17 protein-coding genes are annotated in these 20420 nt (G+C 50.7%); 4 read left to right on the top strand and 13 right to left on the bottom strand.

Features of this window, described 5'->3' with window-relative positions; genetic code table 11:
• A partial coding sequence (locus TJ79_RS00205) for a DUF542 domain-containing protein (protein WP_040948267.1) occupies window positions 1–460 on the bottom strand: 460 nt, incomplete at its 3' end.
• A gap of 38 nt (window positions 461–498) precedes the next feature.
• Window positions 499–948 (bottom strand): V4R domain-containing protein, encoded by a 450-nt coding sequence (locus TJ79_RS00200; RefSeq protein WP_040948266.1) that lies wholly within the window; start codon window positions 946–948, stop codon window positions 499–501.
• A 286-nt stretch (window positions 949–1234) separates the two neighbouring features.
• Between TJ79_RS00200 and TJ79_RS27650 the strand changes: the two genes are divergently transcribed.
• Both TJ79_RS27650 and TJ79_RS00190 read left to right on the top strand, forming a co-directional pair.
• Window positions 1235–2350 carry a hypothetical protein gene (locus TJ79_RS27650; RefSeq protein ID WP_052339128.1) on the top strand — a complete coding sequence of 372 codons (1116 nt, stop codon included), beginning with the start codon at window positions 1235–1237 and terminating at the stop codon, window positions 2348–2350.
• A gap of 105 nt (window positions 2351–2455) precedes the next feature.
• Window positions 2456–4696, top strand: a complete 2241-nt coding sequence (locus TJ79_RS00190; protein ID WP_238322704.1) for a hypothetical protein — start codon at window positions 2456–2458, stop codon at window positions 4694–4696.
• Between the two features lie 87 nt (window positions 4697–4783).
• Here TJ79_RS00190 and TJ79_RS00185 read toward each other — a convergent pair whose 3' ends face one another.
• From TJ79_RS00185 to TJ79_RS00160, 6 genes are all read right to left on the bottom strand, one after another.
• Window positions 4784–6415, bottom strand: coding sequence for an extracellular solute-binding protein (locus TJ79_RS00185; RefSeq protein ID WP_040948264.1), 1632 nt, complete (start codon window positions 6413–6415; stop codon window positions 4784–4786).
• A gap of 212 nt (window positions 6416–6627) precedes the next feature.
• Entirely contained in the window at window positions 6628–8970 is a 2343-nt protein-coding gene (locus TJ79_RS00180; RefSeq protein WP_040948263.1) for a helix-turn-helix domain-containing protein, read from the bottom strand.
• Window positions 8971–9209: 239 nt separating this feature from the next.
• Complete coding sequence (locus TJ79_RS00175; protein ID WP_420319362.1) at window positions 9210–10265, bottom strand: glycoside hydrolase family 88 protein; 1056 nt, start codon at window positions 10263–10265, stop codon at window positions 9210–9212.
• Between the two features lie 366 nt (window positions 10266–10631).
• Window positions 10632–11513: a carbohydrate ABC transporter permease gene (locus TJ79_RS00170; protein WP_040948261.1), complete on the bottom strand. Its 882-nt coding sequence runs from the start codon at window positions 11511–11513 to the stop codon at window positions 10632–10634.
• A gap of 11 nt (window positions 11514–11524) precedes the next feature.
• Window positions 11525–12448 carry an ABC transporter permease gene (locus TJ79_RS00165; RefSeq protein ID WP_040948260.1) on the bottom strand — a complete coding sequence of 308 codons (924 nt, stop codon included), beginning with the start codon at window positions 12446–12448 and terminating at the stop codon, window positions 11525–11527.
• A 59-nt stretch (window positions 12449–12507) separates the two neighbouring features.
• Complete coding sequence (locus TJ79_RS00160) at window positions 12508–14154, bottom strand: extracellular solute-binding protein (protein ID WP_040948259.1); 1647 nt, start codon at window positions 14152–14154, stop codon at window positions 12508–12510.
• A 294-nt stretch (window positions 14155–14448) separates the two neighbouring features.
• Between TJ79_RS00160 and TJ79_RS00155 the strand changes: the two genes are divergently transcribed.
• Window positions 14449–14892, top strand: coding sequence for a MarR family winged helix-turn-helix transcriptional regulator (locus tag TJ79_RS00155; RefSeq protein ID WP_040948258.1), 444 nt, complete (start codon window positions 14449–14451; stop codon window positions 14890–14892).
• Entirely contained in the window at window positions 14876–15256 is a 381-nt protein-coding gene (locus TJ79_RS00150; RefSeq protein WP_040948257.1) for a hypothetical protein, read from the top strand. The genes TJ79_RS00155 and TJ79_RS00150 overlap by 17 nt, the downstream gene beginning before the upstream one ends.
• Window positions 15257–15328: 72 nt before the next feature.
• On the opposite strand, the gene TJ79_RS00145 is transcribed toward TJ79_RS00150, so the two are convergent.
• The 5 genes from TJ79_RS00145 to TJ79_RS00125 all read right to left on the bottom strand — a co-directional run bounded on the left by TJ79_RS00145 (window position 15329) and on the right by TJ79_RS00125 (window position 20393).
• Window positions 15329–15808, bottom strand: coding sequence for a YbaK/EbsC family protein (locus tag TJ79_RS00145; protein ID WP_040948256.1), 480 nt, complete (start codon window positions 15806–15808; stop codon window positions 15329–15331).
• Between the two features lie 167 nt (window positions 15809–15975).
• On the bottom strand, window positions 15976–16770 hold the full coding sequence (locus tag TJ79_RS00140; RefSeq protein WP_155987722.1) for a carbohydrate-binding protein: 795 nt from the start codon (window positions 16768–16770) through the stop codon (window positions 15976–15978).
• Window positions 16771–16799: 29 nt separating this feature from the next.
• A complete protein-coding gene (locus tag TJ79_RS00135) occupies window positions 16800–17978 on the bottom strand; it encodes an aminotransferase-like domain-containing protein (RefSeq protein WP_040948254.1) in 1179 nt (392 codons plus the stop codon).
• Between the two features lie 149 nt (window positions 17979–18127).
• Window positions 18128–18922 (bottom strand): hypothetical protein, encoded by a 795-nt coding sequence (locus TJ79_RS00130; RefSeq protein ID WP_040948253.1) that lies wholly within the window; start codon window positions 18920–18922, stop codon window positions 18128–18130.
• Between the two features lie 190 nt (window positions 18923–19112).
• The gene (locus TJ79_RS00125) at window positions 19113–20393 is read right to left on the bottom strand and encodes a glycoside hydrolase family 27 protein (protein ID WP_040948252.1); all 1281 of its coding nucleotides are present in this window, start codon (window positions 20391–20393) and stop codon (window positions 19113–19115) included.
• Window positions 20394–20420: the final 27 nt, after the last annotated feature.

Genomic DNA, 20420 nt, shown 5'->3' with positions numbered 1-20420 from the left:
CATAAGAGAGGATGAGAGGAAACTGTCCCTCTTCTTCCGCAATGAGGTGCTCATCCAGCTCGCTTTTTATCGTATGAAACAATTGATGCAAGCGGCCCAGTTTTTCCGGTTCATGAGGCCCGTGGACACGCAAGATTTTCGTCAAAAAGCCGCTGATCACCGGCAGCTCCTCCCGCAAAAAATCATGATGCGTCTCTACGATATGGGTAATCAATTCGTGAAAGGAAGCGTCCTGCCAGTTCTGACCCGTTTCTTGGCGTTCCTGATCCTCCCGGTAGGCTTCATTCAGCCGATGCAAAACTTCGTCTCCGTTCAGTCTTTGCTGGTCAATCGCCGTTTGCAGCGAGCGGTTTCCGCCGCAGCAGAAATCGATGCCGTAAGCTTTTAGTACATTGCTGGCGCCGGGAAAGCCGGCGACCAAGGAGCCAATTTGTTCTGTGCCGTTAAAGTGAGTTTGCATGATTGTTAACCTCCATTATTTTGATGTTCCGTTAAGCATTAAAGAAACCGGATTTCGTATTCGCAATGCTCATCGCCGTTTACGTTACACTTCACTTCTCTGACGGAAGCTTTTCGCGTGCTAAATCGATTGATCGCACCTTCCAAAATGGCGCCCTCCAGATCGCAGACCCGCTTTCCTTCTGCTTGCGGCAGACCTTTGCAGAAGCAATCCTCGATGGCTACGCAAACGGTCCGCTCATCGCTAAGAACGATTTTCGGTATGCCGATCTTCAACTTTTCAACGATCTGAAACAATTCGTCCATGGAATCCACCGGCAAATTTTCACCGATCTTGCGGCCTATGGTTACCGTCGTCGCTTTTCCGTTCATCGGCAGTCCCTGGTACATTCCGATCAAACGAATGGTGCGGAACAGTTCGAGGGGAACCTCGTTGCCCAGCTTAGGCCTGTCAATGCGGCTCATGTCTTTGAAGTTAAATGGATCCATATCTCGATCTCCTCCCTTGATGTATCTTCATTTTGCCGAAAAAAAGGGAATCCGTCCTTGATTCAGATCAAGAGCCAGGGGAAAAGACATAGCGAAAATGGCGGGCTAATTGCCCAATACTGATACAAAAAGCAGGAAACCATAAAGCGTTTTCGATCATTCCTTAGTTCTTAAGTTCTCATTTTGAATAACTATATTGATTAATATTGTCAAATTGAATATATTTTTAAAAGAGCCGGGAGAATCTTAATTCTTCAAGGCGAAATCTGAACTAGGGGTGAAAGGAATGAATTTAGGTAAGAAGCTTCGCATTGTCATCTTTACCGCGGTTTTTTCGTTAGTCATCTCCCTCGCAAGCGGATTGGGGGCAATGCCTAAGGCACATGCGGCGGAAGCATTGCCAACGGAACAAGCCGTTACCGGTGATCAAGATGCAGTAAAACTGCTTTGGTCCAAGATCGCCGATAAGGTGCCAGCAGAAGGCGACGTAGCAGGCGTGGACAAGCTGTTGGAATTTTTGAAGCCTTATACGACAGTAAACGTTAACGCAAGCGAGGATGGATTGACGCAAGAGTTCAATATCGTCTTTTTTGGCCTGGCATTCCCTAATTCCCTGCTTCAGTGGTCAAAAGTCTCCGGAGATGACGCCGTATCGGTATCTCGGAGCGGCATCGTCAGCATCCCGAAAGAGGTTGCCCAAGGGACTGCAGTCATCCAAGCAGGCGCCATCAACCCTTTCACCGGAAAAAACGTTGTTCTCTTTGAAAGAGAAGTCACCTTGGTGAACAAGAACTACACGGACGACAACGGTGCTGGTAACGGCAATGGTAACGGCAATGGCAATGGCAATGGCAATGGCAACGGCAATGGCAACGGCAATGGCCACGGCAATGGCCACGGCAACGGAAACGACAATGGCAATGGCAATGGCAATGGCAATGGCAATGGTAATGGTAATGGCAACGGTAACGGCAATGGCAATGGCAATGCCAACGGCAACGGCAACGGTAACGGCAATGGCAATGCCAACGGCAACGGTAACGGCAATGCCAACGGCAACGGAAACGGCAATGCCAACGGCAACGGAAACGGCAATGGAAACGGCAACGGAAACGGCAATGCCAATGCCAACGGCAACGGAAACGGCAATGCCAACGGTAACGTTAACGGCAACGGTAACGTTAACGGCAACGGCAATGCCAACGGCAACGGCAATGCCAACGGAAATGGCAATGGCAGTGGCAATGCCGGTGGAATCCTGGATCAAATTTTCGGCCAACTTGGAGCGAGTTTAACGACCATCCTTGCGGCGCTGCAAAGTAAGATCATCGATTTCATTCAAAATCCTTTGAAATACCTGGAAACACTTTTGAACCTCATTCGCAGTTACACAGCGAATTAGTTCGATATAACTCGATCGCGGATGTGCCCCGCTCCTTTATGGAGCGGGGTTATTGCTGAAATAAGAGGTTGCGATGCTTTACATACCTTTAACCGGTAGAGGGAGATGAACACCTTGAATATCGGGAAAAGAATACGGCTTATCTTATGCAGCATCACGCTTGCACTTCTAGTTTCACTTCTCGGGGAAATAGCCGATGGCAACCTAAGATTTGGTTCCCTACCAACGGCAAAGGCTGCCGGGGAAGCTGTTTCGAAGGCATCACTCAGCCAGTTGTTCGCTCTGCATGACGCGTTGAATGCCGGCGAGCCGGCTGACAGACTAGCCGTGTCGGCATTGCGCGCAGAACTTTCCGGTCTTACCTCGGAGGACGCCTCTGTTCTGGATCCTATTTGGGAGACCATTCGGCTCAAGCTGCCAGCCAGTGTCGATCAAGAGGCCGTAAAAAGCCAATTTTTCTTGTTTTTGCGGGATATGGAACTGTATCTGCTGCAACCGCAAACGGAGTTTCTCAACGAAATTCGCAGCAACTCTGACTACAAAAGCGCGCTGCAAATTTTATCCTCCGCTGCCGGACAACCTTATCTGACCGCAGACGACTTTCTCCTCTTCCAGTTGGGAGATGGCGGAACCCGCCTTGGCGTGGAAGGTACCTTGCGAAAAAAACTCTACGAGTTGTCCCCGTTTGAGATCAACACTTTCATGCAAGATAAACAAACAGTCCTCGATCTATATAACCAAAAAAGACAAGAAGTCCTTGGGCAGGCGGAAAGCTACCAGGTCAGCCGTGTTTTACGCAACCTAGGAGTAAAACCCGCCAAGGTACAGGAAGCAGCGGATCGTTTGTCCAGTCGGCTGCAAACGGACGACCGCGCCTTTGCCCCACTGGCCGTCGCATACATCCGCTCCAATACGACATTAACGGTAAGTTATCCCCGCTTCCCCAGTGACGGCACGGTACGCTACGTTTTGAATGTTTTCGGTGCCTATGTCTCTCCTCAGATCACGAAGCTAAACTTCTCTCAAGTCGCGGGAAGGACGAAATTGGATCTATTTGAAATGCAAACCGACTATGTCGGGAGCATCGTATTCTCACAAGATACGATCGATGAATCCGGCATCGTGCAGCTCAAGCTGCTTCATTCTTATGACCAACAACCGAGAATCATCTACGAAAAAGAACTGCGGAATCCGAAAGGAAACGATGTCTCTCCTTTTGGGGCGGACTTCTTTATGGAACAAACCAAATCGTTGTACGATGGGCTGACAGCTGGTAATCCGGTGTGGCTGCTGTCGGTTCGTGACATGAACAGCGAAGTCGCCGCCCTTGATGGCTCAAGTCAGCTGCAAATAATCGATCCCGTATGGAGCAAGATCGCTCCCCGATTGAACGCCTCTGTGGATAAAGAAGCAGTCAAACTAGCCTTGTTTCAGATGATGAAAGAAGCCGGATCCTTTGACGATGCCACGACAGCGGAAGCTTTGCAGGTATTTGCTCAAAATAAAGCTTACAATACCGCACTGCAGAGCCTGTATCCCTACGGGTATATCGATGCCAACGACTTTCTTCTTTTCCTGCTCGGGGACGGTAAAAACCTCAAAGGAATAAAAGGGGCTTGGCAGGAGCAATTGACGGGATTAAACGGAGAACAAGCCATCCCTTATCTTCAAGATCAGAAGAAGCGGGACAGCTTGCTGTATTCGGCCATCCAAACGGTTAATAACGGGATGGACGGAGGCTTTTACCGGTTCGGTTACGCTTTAGGCAAGCTTGGCGTTACGGTGGACGACTTCTGGGCTGCGACCCAGAACATCCTTTCCGCACTCCCTTCTTACCCGGCTGCATCCGGAGCCAAGCTGCTGGCTCAATTACATCCGCAGTTGAACGTATCGCTCTCGCCCGGTGACGACGGCCTGAGCCAAAGGTTTTCGGTACGTCTGGCGGGCAGCCCCGTTCCGAACTCCATGCTGACCTGGACGAAACTATCCGGCAGTGGCGAGGTTTTGGTCTCCGCAGACGGAGTCGCATCCATTCCCCGGAACGTTAATGAAGGGACAGCCCTCATTCAGGCAAGCATCGCCGATTCCTCAAGCGGAGTGAGTATCGCTCTGTTCCAGCAAGAAGTCACGTTAACCAACGAAAATGATGTGGACGGTAATGGCAATGGCAATGGTAATGGTAATGGTAGTTATCTTGATCAAATTCTAGGTCAAATCTCAACGGGGCTAGTATCCATCCTTGCCGCGCTTCAGAATAAGCTGCTCGATATCATTCAAAATCCGTTGAAAGTTTTGGAGACGATTTTGCTATTCCTTCGGAACTCGACAGGCATGACCAGCGACTAAAGACTTTGAGAATCAATAACCCCGCTCCGTTTTGGAGCGGGGCTGTTGCATAGAATACGCTCCAGGCCTCTTCGGCATAATGAACCGTTAAGATCCGCCAGTCTTCTCTGCCAGCGGTTTCCGATATCGATCATAAGCCGTTTGCTGGATTTGAATGGCCCGATCGATGTTGAGCGACTTTATCTGTTCCACATAGCTATCAAAATCACTGATCGACTCGATCCCCATGATGAACTTAAGCGACATGTCGTCAACCAAGGTTGACACATCCTGCATAATGGCCGACAGCTCCGCGCTTTCTTTCTCCGTCTTTGGCGTCGTAGGCAAATAATGCTCATCCATATCCGTGTCCGCCCATAGCTTGATGGCTTCTTTTTGTTCCGGCATCGAATAGTACTGCTCCATATAGCGAACATCCTGAACGAACGGCCCAAAATAACTGGCTCGTGTATACATTGCCAGCGCTTGGGAAGGCGCCAGCTTGTCCGGGTTATGCAAAATCAAATCTGTATATTTCGGGTAGCCATCCTTCATGACATAGCTTTGCCCCTCGATGCCGAAGTTGAACAGCAAATGCCCTTCCGTTCCATAACCGTAGTCCAGCAATTTCACCGCTTCTTCCACATGCTTGCTCTTGCTGGAAATGGCCACCCCGCCGCTTGAACCGATAGCCGGAGCCTTTTGCCCGAATTCCGGACGCTCTCCCTCATGCAAAACGGGATACGGCGCCGCTACGAGTTCCACCTTCGGATCGAGCTTCCGCATGCTCGGCAGCCAAGTACCGATCCCCGCCCCGGCATTCCAGATGCTGGCGCCGCTTCGACCCGTAAGCATACTGACGTCTTGAGTCACCGAATCCACCGCCGAGAAGTTCCGGTCAATCAGCCCTTCGGCATACCACTGACGGAAGAGCATTAGAAAATCCTTGTACCCCGCTTCCAATGGGCCAAATTTCACTTGGCCGTTCTCCAGATAAAAACCCTTCTTGACACCGTATGCTCCGATGAATCCGCCCCCTTCGATACCGAAGAGCGGATTCGGCACCCCAAGAAACGTAAGAGGCGCCTCAATGCCTTTCTCTGTCTTAAACGCTTTCAAAACCGTATGCCAATCATCGATCGTAATCGGGACATCCAGCCCCAGCTCGTCCAGCCAATCCTTCCGAAGGATCAGACCTTGGTAGGTTCGCAAACGGTCATCATTTTGGATAAACGGGAACATATAATAGCTGCCATCCGCCGTCTTGATCTGCTGGTCGATGTCCGGGTGCTCGCTTAAATATTTTTTCAAATTCGGCGCGTATTTGTCGATGGCGTTGTTGAGCCGTACAATATAGCCATCCTTGATCGCTTTCTCTGGTCCGCCGGGAAAATTGACCCACTCGTATTCGATCATGTCCGGCAGTTCGCCGGAAGCAAGCATTACATTGATCGCTTCCTTCGCTTGATTCGCCGGGGGCTGGATGAACGTCAGATTAACTCCCGTTTTCCGCTGCCATTCCTGAAAAAAGGGAACCTCCTGGAAGGTTGATTTCGTGCCTGCCGCATTCCCGTTCAGTTCTGCCCAATAGGTAAGAGAAGCGCCTGTCCCGCTTCCCGTTTTCTGTGGCTTATCTTCTTTATCTCCGCCGAAAACATTCCCTCCGAACTTGCAGGCTGTCAATGCGGTAAGCATCATGAGCACCGCCAGCAAGCTGGCGAAGGCTTTTCTTCCTTTCATGCCGACTCCCCCGATCTATATAAGTCGAACTTGAGACAGTTAGGATTCCGTCCCTGCAAAACCTGATTATTCTGGAGAGTCGCTGTTGCGACCAGATTCCCTGATTAGACAACTCCACATAAGTAGGAATCCGTTCGCAAAGGCGACCGCTAACGCTTTTCCAGAACAATCGGTTTCTCCGCTCCTTCATCCCTTCCTCTCGTTCATCTTATCTAGTAAATTTCTTTATATTTGCCCGGCGTGATGCCTTCATATTTCTTGAACACCCGAATAAAGGTCGCGGCATCGTTATATCCTACAAGCTTTGAGATGTCGTTGATGGAATCCCGCTTCGCGCGAATCATTTCCTTCGCATGCTCGATGCGGGTTTTATGGATGTAATCCAACAATCCGTCCCCCATCTGATCTTTGAACAACCGGGAGAGATAACTCCCCTTCATGTCAAAATGCTCCCCGATCCCGTTCACGTTCAGATTGGCGTCCTGATAGTTTTCCTTGACGTACTGGGCGACCTGGGTGGTCATTTCCTTAAGGGATTCCTCCCTCTCCTGAGACACGCCAGCTGTTCGTTTGGCAGATGCGAAAACGCATACATCCGACAGCAAGCGATGCAGCTCTCTCTGCATTTCCTGAATCGTATCACAGGCAATGATCTTGTCCATCCACAGGGGGTTGTTTTCAAGGATACCGCTTTCCCCGTTCCCCAGCTCGTTGATCGCCTTCACCATCGTCCCGACCAGGTTGAAAATCAAGCAGCGGGCAAGGGTCAAAGACATCACCGGCTTGCCGAAGTTGCGGTCCATAATCTCGTTCATATAGAAGGAAGCTTGTTCGAGATCGCCCACTTTTATAAAATTAATCAACTGCTGCTCTACCTGCAGCGGATAATAATACCCGGATTGAGCGTTGTCCGCCGTATCCATGCGAATGTCTTCGTAGGCGATGATGCCCTTTTTGCCCAGCACCATTTTATATTCCATCGCATCAACCGCTTCTTGGTACGCCTCCGCTATACCCGGCCAGGAGAAATGAGTGCCGCTGATGGATACGGTGAGTTCCATCTCGTAGCGGCGGAGAAAATTTTGCGCCTCCGTGGCGATATCCTGCAGCGCCTCCCGCACATTTGGAGCATCTGCCAGCAAATTAACTAAACAAACCATGATGTCGTCGACTTCCGACACATAACCAACATGGCCATGCTGCCCGGCCAGCTCCTCCACCACATTCCCGATGATAAAAGGAATCAGCTTCTGCCGCTCGTTCATATCGATTCCCGGCAGTTTTTCGTATAGGGCTTCCTCGTTTTCCAGCACGAACAAAATAACGGCGAATTCATTGGACAAAAGCGTCATGTGATGGCTGCGGAACGCTTCCTCATAAGGCACGGGCGTATCCAGCTTGCCTTTCAGCAGACGGTTGATCATGTTGGAACGCAGAAGCTGCTGGTGCTTTTGCATTTGCAGGGCGATCTGATCCTTTTCGCTTTTCGCGTTGAAAATCGCCCGCTGAATCATCCGCAGCTCGTTTCCGTCTTCCCGTGCGCCGGAGATATCCCGGTCTGTCAGAGACTCCACCAGCTCCTGAATCGGCGAATAATTGCGCTTCATGAAAAACCAGGTCAAAATGCCCGCGCCGATCAAGCTGATCAAAATGCTGATATATGTAAAGCTGCGGACGTACTCCGCCTTTTGCCAATAGATGTTGCTGGGGATGATCAAGGCATACTTCAAATCCGATACTGCCGACGGAATGAAAAACAGCTCCGATTTCCCCACCCGGGAGGACGTCAGACGCACATGACCGTCATCCAGAAAGGGCGCAAGCATCGGATCGTCCGGGCGGTTGGACAGCAGGACTTCGTTGTCCTGGTTCAAGATCAGCAGCAGCCCGCCGCTGAAACCGGAAATGCCTTCGATGGCTTTTTGAAACCGGGATGCGTCGGCCATGACAACGACCGTTCCCGTCTCTCTGCCGTTCAAATCCTTGGGCAGCCGGGTCATATAAGCGATGGAGGTTTTCGTCGAAGCCCCAAGGCGCGGCAGCACCACAAAACGGTTCGTCGCGGACTGGTGAATCATATCGCTCCATTTTTCATAGGAAAGAGCCCCTGTATCATGAATGGTTCGGTAAGCGATGTCCATGTCCCGGATATTGCCAGGCCGTAAAATCGCAGTCCCCTGATCCCAGGCCACGTAAAATTCATCGATCGACGCGTAGGACGTTTTATAGAGACGAAACTCCTTCACCAGCTGATAGGCTGTAAAAGGAGAGTCCACCGACGAATTGTTGGAGTACATCAAGCTTTGCAGCTTGTCGTTCCACGTAATTTCCATATTCAGGCGCTTCATCAAGTCAACCTGGTTGTCGATGGTATAGCGCATCTGCTTCAGTAAGGAGTCGTTGGCCCGGTGGATCTCACTCTTAAGCGCATGGCTCGACTGCGAGTAGATCACCAAGCTGATCAAAATGGGAATAAAAAGAACAGCGCTGTAAGATACCAGCCAAGTAACGATTATGCTTTTACGTTTGTGCCACAACGTGCGGAGTATCAACAAGCGATCATCACCTGCTAGTTCGTAAGGATGAAATGGATTCCATTCGTTCGTCGTGTATCTATTATAGCGAGAACAAACCGCGAACGGGAATGGGGAAAAATGACACAGCCATTGTCAAAAGCTCCATTGCGACGTTTTTTCCATGCAAACAGCCCGAAAGGACGATCTTGTCCAGTCGGGTTTGCCGCATATATCCAATATTTACAATAACTTATCATTCGGTTCGAAACCGGCTTCGATTAAAAAACCCGCTGCTTCCATCCGGTCAATTTTGCCGCCGCTTCCACGAAGAAATAGTCTCCGTAGATCAGTGAGACATCCACGTTTTGTCCTGCCGGTTTGTGGCCGGTTCCATGCAAGAGGATGGCCTCATGATTGGGCAAGTTCCAAGTGCCGTAGATCTCGTCAAGCCCGCAAATGATCCGTTCCGCCGCGGAACGGTAGCACCGGCCTTCCGATTCCGGCAGCGAGGTCGCTAACTCCAGAAGCCCCGATGCGGCGATGGCGCCCGCGGATGTATCCCGAGGTTCTCCTGCAAGCTCCGCATCCGTCCGGAAATCCCAATGGGGAACCTGATCCTCCGGCAGGTTGGCGATAAAAAAGTTGGCCACGCGCTCGGAAGCCCGCAAATAAGCGATATCGCCGGTGTGACGGTAAGCATTGACCATGCCGTACAAGGCCCATGACGCCCCCCTACTCCAGGCCGAATCGGGACCGTAGCCTTGGCCGCCCAACGCTTCAATGCGCTCGCCCGTCTCAGGATCGAAGCTGACGATGTGGTGAACAGAGCCGTCGGCGCGGATAAACTCCCTTAGAACTGTATCCGCATGGGCTTTGGCGATATGGGCATAACGAGGATCGCCGCTTTCTTTTGCCGCCCAGAAGAGCAGCGACAGGTTCATTGCCGTGTCGATGATAGACCAGCCGAGCTTGTCGCCATTCCATGCCCGAATGAAGCTGCCCGCCGGATTGAAGCGGCCGGCCAGGAAATTCGCGGCGAACAAGCCCCGACGCCGAGCATCGGCATCGCCAGTGATCTTGTACTTGATCACGGCTGTCGGCAGGAAGTGAAACCCTACGTCATGATCGAAACCATTGGGCTGAAGCATGAATTGCTCCAACCGTTCATCCCAACTCCATGCCATGTTTCTATAGCGCTCGTCCCCTGTCCGGTCGTAAAGAATCCACAGGATGCCCGGCCAAAAGCCCGTCGTCCACCAGTCCAGCCGGGTGTCGTCATAAATGCCGTCCGCTTTCGCCACGTGAGGCGCTTTATCTCCGATGGCGGCCATCATTTGGTCAACTTTGGGAACGATCCGTTCCCAAAGAGACGGCCAATCCGCCGTATTCGTATCCTTACTCATAGCTAACCTCCTTCAATTAGGATGAACGATAGTTAAGCCTGTCCGATTGCCAGAACTGCGGAACATTTGAACTTCTGGTCGCTGTTGTTTTCAGATTTCTTAGTTAAATAAGCCGAACCAAAGATTGAAAGGATTCCGTCCCTGCAAAACCTGATTATTCTTCCAATCGCTGTTGCGCTTAGATTCCATGATTAGTTAACTCCATATAAGTACGAATCCGATCGCAAAAGCGACCGCAATCGCTCCTCCAGTTCAAATGCCCTCCGTTCTTTTTCGGAAGCCAGACAAGCATCGTTCTTATCCTTTCAATGATCCGACCATGACGCCTTTGACGAAGAAGCGCTGCACAAAGGGGTATACGCATAGGATCGGAACCGTCGCCACCATGATCGTGGCGTATTTGATCGTTTCACCAATCTGGAAGCGGTCGCCTGCCGAAGCGCCAGCGGACATGTTGTCCGTGGAGTTGGAGATGAGTATTTCCCGCAGCACCAGCTGCAAGGGGAACTTCTCCCGGCTCTTGATGAAGATCGAGGCATAAAACCAGCCGTTCCATTTGTCTACGGCGTAATACAGAATCATCACCGCGATGACCGGCATCGACAGCGGAATGATGATGCGGAACAGAATCGTAAAATGGTTAGCCCCGTCGATTTTAGCCGACTCTTCGAGAGCGTCGGGAATGCCCATAAACGATGTCCTCATAATGATCAGGTTGAAGGTGCTGACGGAAAAAGGAATGATGGTAGCCCAGAGAGAATCCAGCAGGCCGACGCCTTTTACCACCAGATATAGAGGAATCAAGCCGCCGCTAAAAAACATCGTGAATACGATCAGGAACATGAATACACTGTTCCACATGACATTTTTCCGAGACAGCACATAAGCGGCTAAAGCCGTCATGAACAAGTTGACGGCAACGCCGAAAACGACGATGAACAAGGTGTTGCGGTAACCGATACCGATCCCTTTGTTCGCCAGCACGCTCTTGTACGCCTCAAAGCTCAGTCCCAAAGGCTTCCACAGAATCCCTTTGTACGAGATGAGCTGGCTGGCATCGCTGAACGAAGCGAACAGCACGTACAGCAGAGGATAAAGCGTAACGATGACGAGAAAGATCAAAAGAGTGTAGATAAATATTGTAAAGGCCTTATCGAAAAAGCCGGATTCCGTTTTCATTATCTCTCACCTCACCATAAGCTGTTTTTGCTCACTCTGCGGCTGATGTAGTTCGCCGTAACGAGCAGGAACAAGTTGATCACGGAATTAAATAACCCCACTGCGGCGCTGTAGCTCCAGCCGAATTCCAGCAGACCTTTGCGGTAGACGAAGGATGAGATGACGTCCGCTTTTTCGTAGGTGATCGGGTTGTAGAGCAGAATAATCTTTTCAAACCCGACGTTGAGCAAATTCCCCATGCGCATGATCAGCATGATGGAGATGGTTGGAAGAATACCGGGAAGCGTGATGTGAATCATCTGCTTGAAACGGCTGGCTCCGTCCATCCGCGCCGCTTCATACTGTTCCTGGTCGATGCTCATGAGCGCTGCGATATAAATGATCGATTCCCAGCCGATGCGCTGCCAAATCTCCGACAAGATGTAGATGGGCCGGAACAAATCCGGTTTTTGCAGCATGGCCTGACCGTCGTATCCGAGCCAAGTGAAAAGTTGGTTGATAATGCCGCCGGAGTTGGTGAAATCGGTAATGATCCCGCAGATTACCACAAGGGAAATGAAATACGGCATGTACGTGATCGTTTGCACGACGCGCTTGAAAGTGCGGTGACGTACTTCGTTGATCAAGAGAGCGAGAATGATCGGCGTCGGAAACTCGAAAATTAAGGAATACAAGCTGATGGTCAACGTGTTCTTCAAAATGCGCAGGAAGTAATAGCTGTCGAAAAAGTCGTGAAAGTTCTTCAGCCCCACCCAGTCGCTGCCGAGAATGCCCTTCATCGGGGTGTAATTTTTGAATGCGATGATCGCCCCATACATCGGGATGTAGTGAAAAACAACGTAAAAGGCGATGACCGGCAGCATCATGAGATACAAATATTTATTCATCAAGAAATCGCGAACCAGCCGGTTCTTGAGCGATTGCATAGTCGCCATCGTTGGTCGTCACCTCGTTTCAAATCGAGAGGGCGGTTAAGCCCTCTCTCGCAGAATGCTTAGCGTTTGTTGTAGCGGTCCAGTGCTGCGGTTTGGATCTCGATGGCACGGTCCAGCTTGAGTGATTTCATCTTCCCTACGTATTTATCGAAGCTGTCTACCGGTTCGGTGCCCAGGATGATTTTCAAGGTCATCTCGTCAACCAGCGTATCGATGTCGCTCATGATGGTTGCATATTCCGTGCTTTCATCCGGGGTTGGCGTGATCGACGGCAGGAAGTACTTAGCCGAATCCGTCTTTTGCCAGGTGGTGACAGCATCCCGTTGGCTTTGCAGGGCGAAGAATTGCTCGGCATAACGTTTGTCTTGAATGAACGGACCGTTGTAGCTGCCACGGGCGTACAGCGAAATTGCTTGAGCCGGAGCCAGTTTGTCCGGGTTCTTCAGCAGCAGATCGGTGTAAGTCGGGTAACCGTTAACCATGCTGTAGCTGACGCCTTCGGTACCGAAGTTGAAGAACAGGCCGCCTTCTTCGCTGTAACCGTAGTCCAGCATGCGAACAGCCAGCTCCGGATCTTTACAAGCGGTGGTGATGGCTACGGTTCCTTCGGAAGCGTAGGCTTGATTGCGTTGGCCGAATTTCGGCGTTTCGCCTTTGTTCAGCACCGGATAAGGCGCGCCGACCAGGACGGCTTTGTCATCCTTCGCTGTCACGAGGGGCTGCCATTTGCCGATGCCGCCTCCGGCGTTGCCGATGCTGGCGCCGGTTGCGCCGGATGCGATGTTGCCGTCGAGGGCCTTCGTATCGGCCGTCGCGATGTTTTTATCAATGAGGCCTTTGGCGTACCAATCATGGAATAGGCTCAGATATTGCTTGAAGCCTTGCTCCTCCGGTCCGAACTTGATTTTACCGTCTTCTTGGTAGAAGCCGCGGGTTACGCCGAAAGCGCCGAGGAACGCTCCGTTGCCGGATTCGTTGAAGAAGCGCGGTTTGCTGACGAAGGAAAGGGGAGCCGCTGCGCCTTTCTTTTCTTTAAAGGCTGTCAACGTTGCCGTCCAATCGTCGATGGTTTCGGGAACCGGCAGACCCAGCTCATCCAACCAGTCCTTGCGGATGATCGGTCCTTGGAAAACCCGCAAGTATTCATCGCCGCGGATAAACGGGAAAGCGTAGTAAGCGCCGCTGTCCGTTTTGACCATCTTGTCTACGTCCGGATGCTCTTGCAGGTACTTCTTCAGATTAGGTGCGTACTTGTCGATCAAATCGTTCAACTTCACGATGTATCCGTCGCTGATCGCTTTTTCCGGGCCGCCAGGGAAGCTCAGGAAGTTGTATTCGATCATGTCCGGCAGCTCGCCGGAAGCCAGCATCACGTTCAGCGCTTCTTTTACTTGGCCCGAAGGAGGTGCCGTAAACTTCAGCGGAACGCCGGTTTTCTTTTGCCATTCTTGGAAGAAGGGAATGTCTTGGTGCGTAGGTTTGACACCTACCAGGTTGCCGTTGATTTCTCCCCAATACGAAAGGGTCTTGTCTGTCTTGATGGGGTAAGTCGTTCCTGTTGCTTGTTCTGTTGCCGTAGTCGCGTTTGGCGCGCTGCTCGGTTTGCTGGACGCTTCGTCCTTGCTGCCGCCGCCGGATGAACATGCCGCGAGCAGCAGAGAGCTGGAAAGGACAACCGTCATCGCGGTAGTCAGTGCTTTCTTCATTGCTTCAACCCTCCATCGTTTTCCTTGTCGTTGAGATGCGCATCTCTCACCCGTAGATTAAGGGAACGGCAAGGTGGGCCGATATAGGCAAAAGCTCCAAAATGGTATCGATTTCATTTTTACGAACTGACGATTTCGCCAAAACGATTGATAGCGGGAGCGTATCTTAAGAAAAGTTTCCCGTCAAAATGCTGCTATTCCTTGACAAATAGCGTAGAACGTCATAAAGTACGTATACATATTATATGTGTACATACTATATGAATGAATGTGTTTTGATAGGAGGGGTCTATATTGGAAATACAACAGTCTTTGGGTTATCTACTCAATACTAGCGCAAGGCTGATAAAAAGAAGACTTGATATGCACTTGAAAAGCTATGGCATTACAACTGCTCAATGGGCGGTCTTAAAGCTATTATCATTGGAAGATCATTTATCGCAAGCTGAAATCGCAGAAAAGACAAATGCTGACAGAGCTACATGCGGAGCTGTTATTGATAAACTCATATCAAAAGGATTATTGCAAAAGGAATTATTTGAAAACGACCGTAGAAGCTATCGAGTAAAAATTTTGCCACCGGCAGTTACGATTGTGGATAAAGTTACTTTGTTAGCTGAAAATGTAAACGGCTCAGCGGTTCAAGGGCTGACCGATACGGAAATTAGTCAGTTTGCCAAGTGCTTAAATACAATTATATCTAACCTGGGAGGTGGGATAGATGAGCTGGACAGTTGAAATTATCCGGGGATTTTTTGTTGCTTTTGGAGCCCTGCAAACAATAACAAACTTCATTTATTTATCGAGAAAAAAAGGGCTTGATCTGGCGAGAAACCAACATAGGGAATTGCCCGATCATACTACAAGGAAACAGGTACGAGTAAAAACAATATGTATGTTTTCGTTTGGCATACTCTTTTGGGCAACAGGCTTATTTTCATACTTTACCCACTCTTATTATGAATTAAGTTTCATCATCGTTATGGGTGCCTATACTCTTTATGCAATGATTGAAGCTTTATTTTATAGATATTGGAGGACATTCGGAACTGTTATAATCTCCGTTCTATTATTTCTCGCAACTTTATTTGGCCATGTTTGACGACTAAAGAAGCGAAGCGGCCGCCAGGTGTTTGTCCGGGCAGCCGCTTCGCTTCTTTAGAAAAGTTCCCACCTACTTCACGCCTACCACTTGCCCGCCGGTCATCTGCACCAATTGGTCCGGCGTCAACCGAAACACCGCCTTTGGATGCCCGGCAGCCGCCCATATCGTCTCATATTGGAACAAATCCTCATCGACAAGAGTGAGAATCGGCTCCGCATGGCCAAGAGGCGGGACGCCGCCGATGACGTAACCGGTACGGCTGCGGACGAAATCGGCATCCGCCTTGCCGAGGGTATCGTTCAGCAAGGCGCCGATCCGCTTCTCATCGATCCGGTTAGCGCCGCTCGCCACCACCAAGAGCGGCTTGTCCGCCGCCGCCAAGCGAAAAATAATCGACTTCGCGATATGTGCCGGCTGGCAGCCGATAGCATCCGCCGCCTCCTGCGCCGTCCGCGCGCTATCCGGCAGCTCGACCACCTCGTTGGCATAGCCAAACGCATTTAACTTCTCCTGAAACAACTGTGCGCTCTCCTTTAATGGTCCCGCCACCGCACACCACTCCTGACTCATAATCTTTTATTTGGAATTATATACAAATTGGATGAAAACTTCCAAGAGCAGATATTCTCTATTCGAGTCCAACTGTGTGCATTTTCTCCAATTACGAAAAAAACAGCCTGCTCAAGGCAAGCTGCTTCAAACTAGTGCTATATCGATCAATTAATCTCCCAACCATATACTTCGATTTGGCTCAGCGCAGGAAACGGTGATGGGTCGTCAGATTTGATCAGTTCGCTCAAGGTGACCCATTCAACTTTACGGCTCGCTAGCGCGACCGTTTGCGGCTTATGGGTTTTGACTAGGTCTGCCGTGATTTTGCTGCCGTCCGAAAACGACAACGTCACCTTTTCCCAATAATTGTCGTGAGGGAAATCAGCCCGTAAGGTCAGCACCACTCTATCGATTTCTACAATCCTGCCGAAATTCACGGTTATTGCCGCATCCGCCCGCTGGTTGATGCCCCAGGACTCATAGGGCCACTCCCCGTGGGAGTCGTTGGCGGCATTGCCGTTGATGGCATTCCGGGCGGCGAACACCGCCTCGCCCCGGGTTTCTACGTTGGCGGAAGCATGTGGGAAAAGAGTTGTGTTTTGGTGATGGTCATATTCGTTTTTGGCCAGATTGCGGTAAGCCGCAACTTCTTCCTCCGTAGCTAACCGGGCCGTTAAGACATGGCGGCTGCCGATGAAGGATTTTGGCGAGTAGGAAACCCGCTTATCCCCGAATGGAATAACAAAACGGTATTCCTTCTCTAGCAGATAAACTTGAGCCGGATTCATCGCATCTTCCAATTGAATGACGAGATGGACATGATCCGCTGAGCTTTTCAAAACAATGGAATCTCCCGGCTCGTACTCGTTTTTATGTACCAAATAGACTTGATCCTCATCGGTGTTTGCGGACAGGACAGCCCCGTCTGCATTTTGGATTTCCAGTGTCAACGTGTTCAACTTGCTTCCTCCCGGTCTGATCATATGGCTTACGGACGAACCGTGCTCAAAATCTCGATTCCTCTCACGATCTGCTCATCAGAGGGAGTCGAGAAATTCAAACGGATGGCATTGCAGGGATCCCCTTCATCGACGAGGAAAGCCGTGCCGGGCACGACGGCGACACCTTTTTCCGCGGCTTTCTTGCAATAATCCAGCATCACTACAGACTTCGGCAGATCGCACCATAGGAACAAACCGCCTTCCGGACTATTGAACGTAACCTTGCCAGCCATAAAACCATCCAGGCTATCCGTCATCAGCTTGCATTTTCGCAGATAGACTGCTCGGATATGCTTGATGTGCCCATCATAATCGTATTCTGTCATAAACTTATAGGCTAAAAGCTGAGACAGCATGGTGGTATGAACATCTTCGCCTTGCTTGGCCACTACCATTTTTTGCATGACCGCTTCGGGAGCTAAAACATAGCCCACCCGGAGCCCTGCGGACAAAACTTTGGAAAATGACCCGACGTAAATCACTAGCCCCTCGTCATCCATGGACTTGATGCTTGGGATATCTTCACCCTTGAATCGAAGCTCGCCGTAGGGGTTGTCTTCCAGGATCATGACGCCATATTGTTTGGCCAAGGCATAGATCGCCTTGCGCTTTTCCAGGCTGGTTGTGGCTCCTGTCGGATTTTGAAAATTCGGGATCAAATAGATCAGCTTCACGTTCTTCTCGGTCTTGAGCGCCTGTTCCAGCTTATCCACGTTAATTCCGTCGCTTTCCATGGGAACTCCTACTAGCCGTGCGCCGGATGACCGGAAAGAATTCAGCGAGCCGATAAAGCTCGGACTCTCGCAAATAATAGCGTCCCCTTCATTGCACAGCACCTTGCAAGCAAGCTCAATCCCCTGCTGGGCACCGGAAACGATGAACAAATTGTCAAAATCCTTGCCTGCGCCGAAGCGAGTCAATAAATGCTGTTTCAACTTATCCCTGAGCGGCTCATACCCTTCCGTAATGCCGTATTGCAGCGCGGCAACGGGATCATTTTCCAGAATCGCCCCTGTGAACGAGCGGATGGCTTCTACCGGAAACGTCTCCGGCGAAGGATTGCCTGCGGAAAAAGGAATAACATCCTTTCCCGAAGTTGCTTTCAAAATCTCCCGGATCATAGAGGGCTGGAGAGATGCGATGCGGTTTGAAAATCGATAATCCACTTGTACAAAAACCTCCTGCTATGGAATCTGTGGCGGAGCTCTACCTGTACATCCGATATTTGCTACCTTCTATCATAGCGATTTTTGTCGGAACTTAACACCCCGCAACAGGATATCTTTTGTTACCCGTCAGACCCGTCTTGCCCGTTTCACGATCCACCCCCCGATTTAATGTAAGCCTCAATCGTCTTGATTTGGGAAGTCGGCGCTTTTTTGAAAGCATGGGCAGCACCGAATTTATCGGGATTTTTCGCGGAACCCGGACTGTTGTACACCCAATAATCCAAATCGTGCACGATACGGTGCATATAAATGAGGGCCTGAGCATCCCGTTTATCCGTTGCGATGACAGTGAGTGAAGCCAAATTGGCAAAATCTTTCTTGGCGTCTGGATCATCGGTCGCAATGGCCATTTGGTTATAGATGTCAGGTTGTGTCGTAAGCCGGTTCAGGATATTGTCCCATGCCTCTTTCGCAGTCTCGGGCGTTTGGCCTGCTGCATTCGGCTTAAAGTGATCCACATTGCCGTATCCGACCATCTCGTCAAATTTCCGGTGGAGACGCTCGAGTAAATCGGCGACTTCCGCCTTCGAGGAGATGGCACTTTTCAATGCCTCATCGCGAATATCTTCTGACATGCTGGACAGGTAATCATTTTTGCCTTGGTAAACGAGCTTTTGGGCATCGATATTGCCGGCTTTCGCGAAATTGAATTTGTAGGTACTCCGGTCAGTGTCACGGAGATCAGCAGTAGATGACCCGCCCGGTCCCTTTTGCAAGCTTTTGGCCCCGATGATGCCGGAGTCCAGCACGGTTTTAACCGGATCCTGTATCGATAAACGCTCCCAAATTCCGAACCGTGAGAATGCCCAAAACATACCGCAAACCATAATGACTACGGCGATGGCTAACCCGATAAGACTGCTTAAGAGCCTGTCACTCATCTTCCCTCTCCCCCCGATTCCGAATTACCTCCTTACTATATATTTACCATAGCGATTTCTAGAGGAAAATACTTAATTTTACGGATTTTGGAAAATGCCACGAAAAGCCGCATCTCTAAAAAAAAAGGAACCCCCTACGCCTGAATGGCATTAAGGGTTCCCGAGTTCAAAATACATATGCATGATTCCGTTATTTTGCCGTCAGCTTGTACAGAGCCGCTCCGTGAGGTGGAATCGTCCCATGTAAATGGCCGACTTGCAGCTCCAGCTCTTTGCCTGTCCACAGTTCCTTTGCCGAAACTCCCGAGCGTAGGCCTAAATCGGCAAGAGCTACGGACACATCCGTTATCGCTTCACCCGTATTGAACAGCGCTGCATAACGCTCTCCATCAGGACCTTCCGCTGCCCAAACGACCTTATTGTCGGCGCGGCTTACCAGATGTGCGCCAATGCTGAAGCGATGCATATGGAGCACGTCACGGTTGGTAAGCAGCGAAAGCGTCCAATCGTCGTTGTCGCGCATCTCTCCGCCGAACATGAGCGGCGAACGGAAAATCGTCCACAGCGTCATCATCGTCAGCTGCTCATCACGGGTGAAGTTCGTCCTCCGGTCCGTACCGGATGCGCGAATGCCGATGTGACCCAAGGGCAGCATATCGCAATCCGGCCAACAGCCGATCTTTGGCCGACCCTGCCATGTCTCGCAACGATCGAACATGTCCAAGAGCAGCGGCCAGCGGTCCCAGAAATCGTCGGTCATCCGCCACATATTTGCATGGGCTTCAAAGAAATCAGCATGCTTCACGGGAGCAGGTCCGGGAGAAAGGCTCAAAACGATAGGCCGATCCACTTGATCGATGGCCTTGCGGATCAGTTCGATCTCAGCTAGATGGGGGCCACCGTGGAGCCAAGAGTCGGCAATGTCGTCAACCTTGATAAAATCGACGCCCCATTCGGCATAGAGTTCAAACAAGGAGTTGTAATATTCCTGCGCTCCGGGTTTTGAAGCGTCAACGCCGTACATGTCCGTATTCCATCCGCAGAAAGAACAAGTGTGGGCAATGTCCCGCGCCCTGACATCCGTTCCTTTTATCGGCGTATTGTCATGAACGGCCTGACGGGGTATTCCCCGCATGATGTGAATGCCGAACTTCAGCCCGAGGCCGTGGACATAATCGGACAGAGGCTTGAAACCGAGACCCCCCGCTGCAGATGGGAAACGGTTCGCCGCCGGAACAAGTCGCGAATAGTCATCCATCTCCAGCCGGGCAAAAGGCCGGTATTGATCGGAGACGGCGCCCGATTCTGACCATTGAATATCGACCACGACATACTCCCAACCGTAATCCTTCAAATATTCGGCCATATATTCGGCGTTGCCGCGAACCTCATCTTCCCGTACGGAAGCCCCGTAACAATCCCAGCTGTTCCAACCCATAGGGGGTGTCGGTGCATAATTGTGATGCTTCATGGTTCATCCTCCCGGTCTACCCATCGA

It is taken from the genome of Gorillibacterium massiliense (genome assembly GCF_000455485.1).
Classification (GTDB): Bacteria; Bacillota; Bacilli; order Paenibacillales; family NBRC-103111; genus Gorillibacterium; species Gorillibacterium massiliense.
This window is presented reverse-complemented; position numbering and strand designations above follow the sequence as displayed.

Excerpts from the sequence above, each read along its gene's own strand:
- TJ79_RS00170 (WP_040948261.1), bottom strand. The coding sequence starts at position 11,513 with ATGAAAACGGAATCCGGCTTTTTCGATAAGGCCTTTACAATATTTATC.
- TJ79_RS00130 (WP_040948253.1), bottom strand. The coding sequence starts at position 18,922 with ATGAGTGACAGGCTCTTAAGCAGTCTTATCGGGTTAGCCATCGCCGTA.
- TJ79_RS00175 (WP_420319362.1), bottom strand. The coding sequence starts at position 10,265 with ATGATGGCCGCCATCGGAGATAAAGCGCCTCACGTGGCGAAAGCGGAC.
- TJ79_RS00150 (WP_040948257.1), top strand. The coding sequence starts at position 14,876 with ATGAGCTGGACAGTTGAAATTATCCGGGGATTTTTTGTTGCTTTTGGA.
- TJ79_RS00165 (WP_040948260.1), bottom strand. The coding sequence starts at position 12,448 with ATGGCGACTATGCAATCGCTCAAGAACCGGCTGGTTCGCGATTTCTTG.
- TJ79_RS00190 (WP_238322704.1), top strand. The coding sequence starts at position 2,456 with ATGAACACCTTGAATATCGGGAAAAGAATACGGCTTATCTTATGCAGC.
- TJ79_RS00160 (WP_040948259.1), bottom strand. The coding sequence starts at position 14,154 with ATGAAGAAAGCACTGACTACCGCGATGACGGTTGTCCTTTCCAGCTCT.
- TJ79_RS00125 (WP_040948252.1), bottom strand. The coding sequence starts at position 20,393 with ATGAAGCATCACAATTATGCACCGACACCCCCTATGGGTTGGAACAGC.
- TJ79_RS00200 (WP_040948266.1), bottom strand. The coding sequence starts at position 948 with ATGGATCCATTTAACTTCAAAGACATGAGCCGCATTGACAGGCCTAAG.
- TJ79_RS00185 (WP_040948264.1), bottom strand. The coding sequence starts at position 6,415 with ATGAAAGGAAGAAAAGCCTTCGCCAGCTTGCTGGCGGTGCTCATGATG.
- TJ79_RS27650 (WP_052339128.1), top strand. The coding sequence starts at position 1,235 with ATGAATTTAGGTAAGAAGCTTCGCATTGTCATCTTTACCGCGGTTTTT.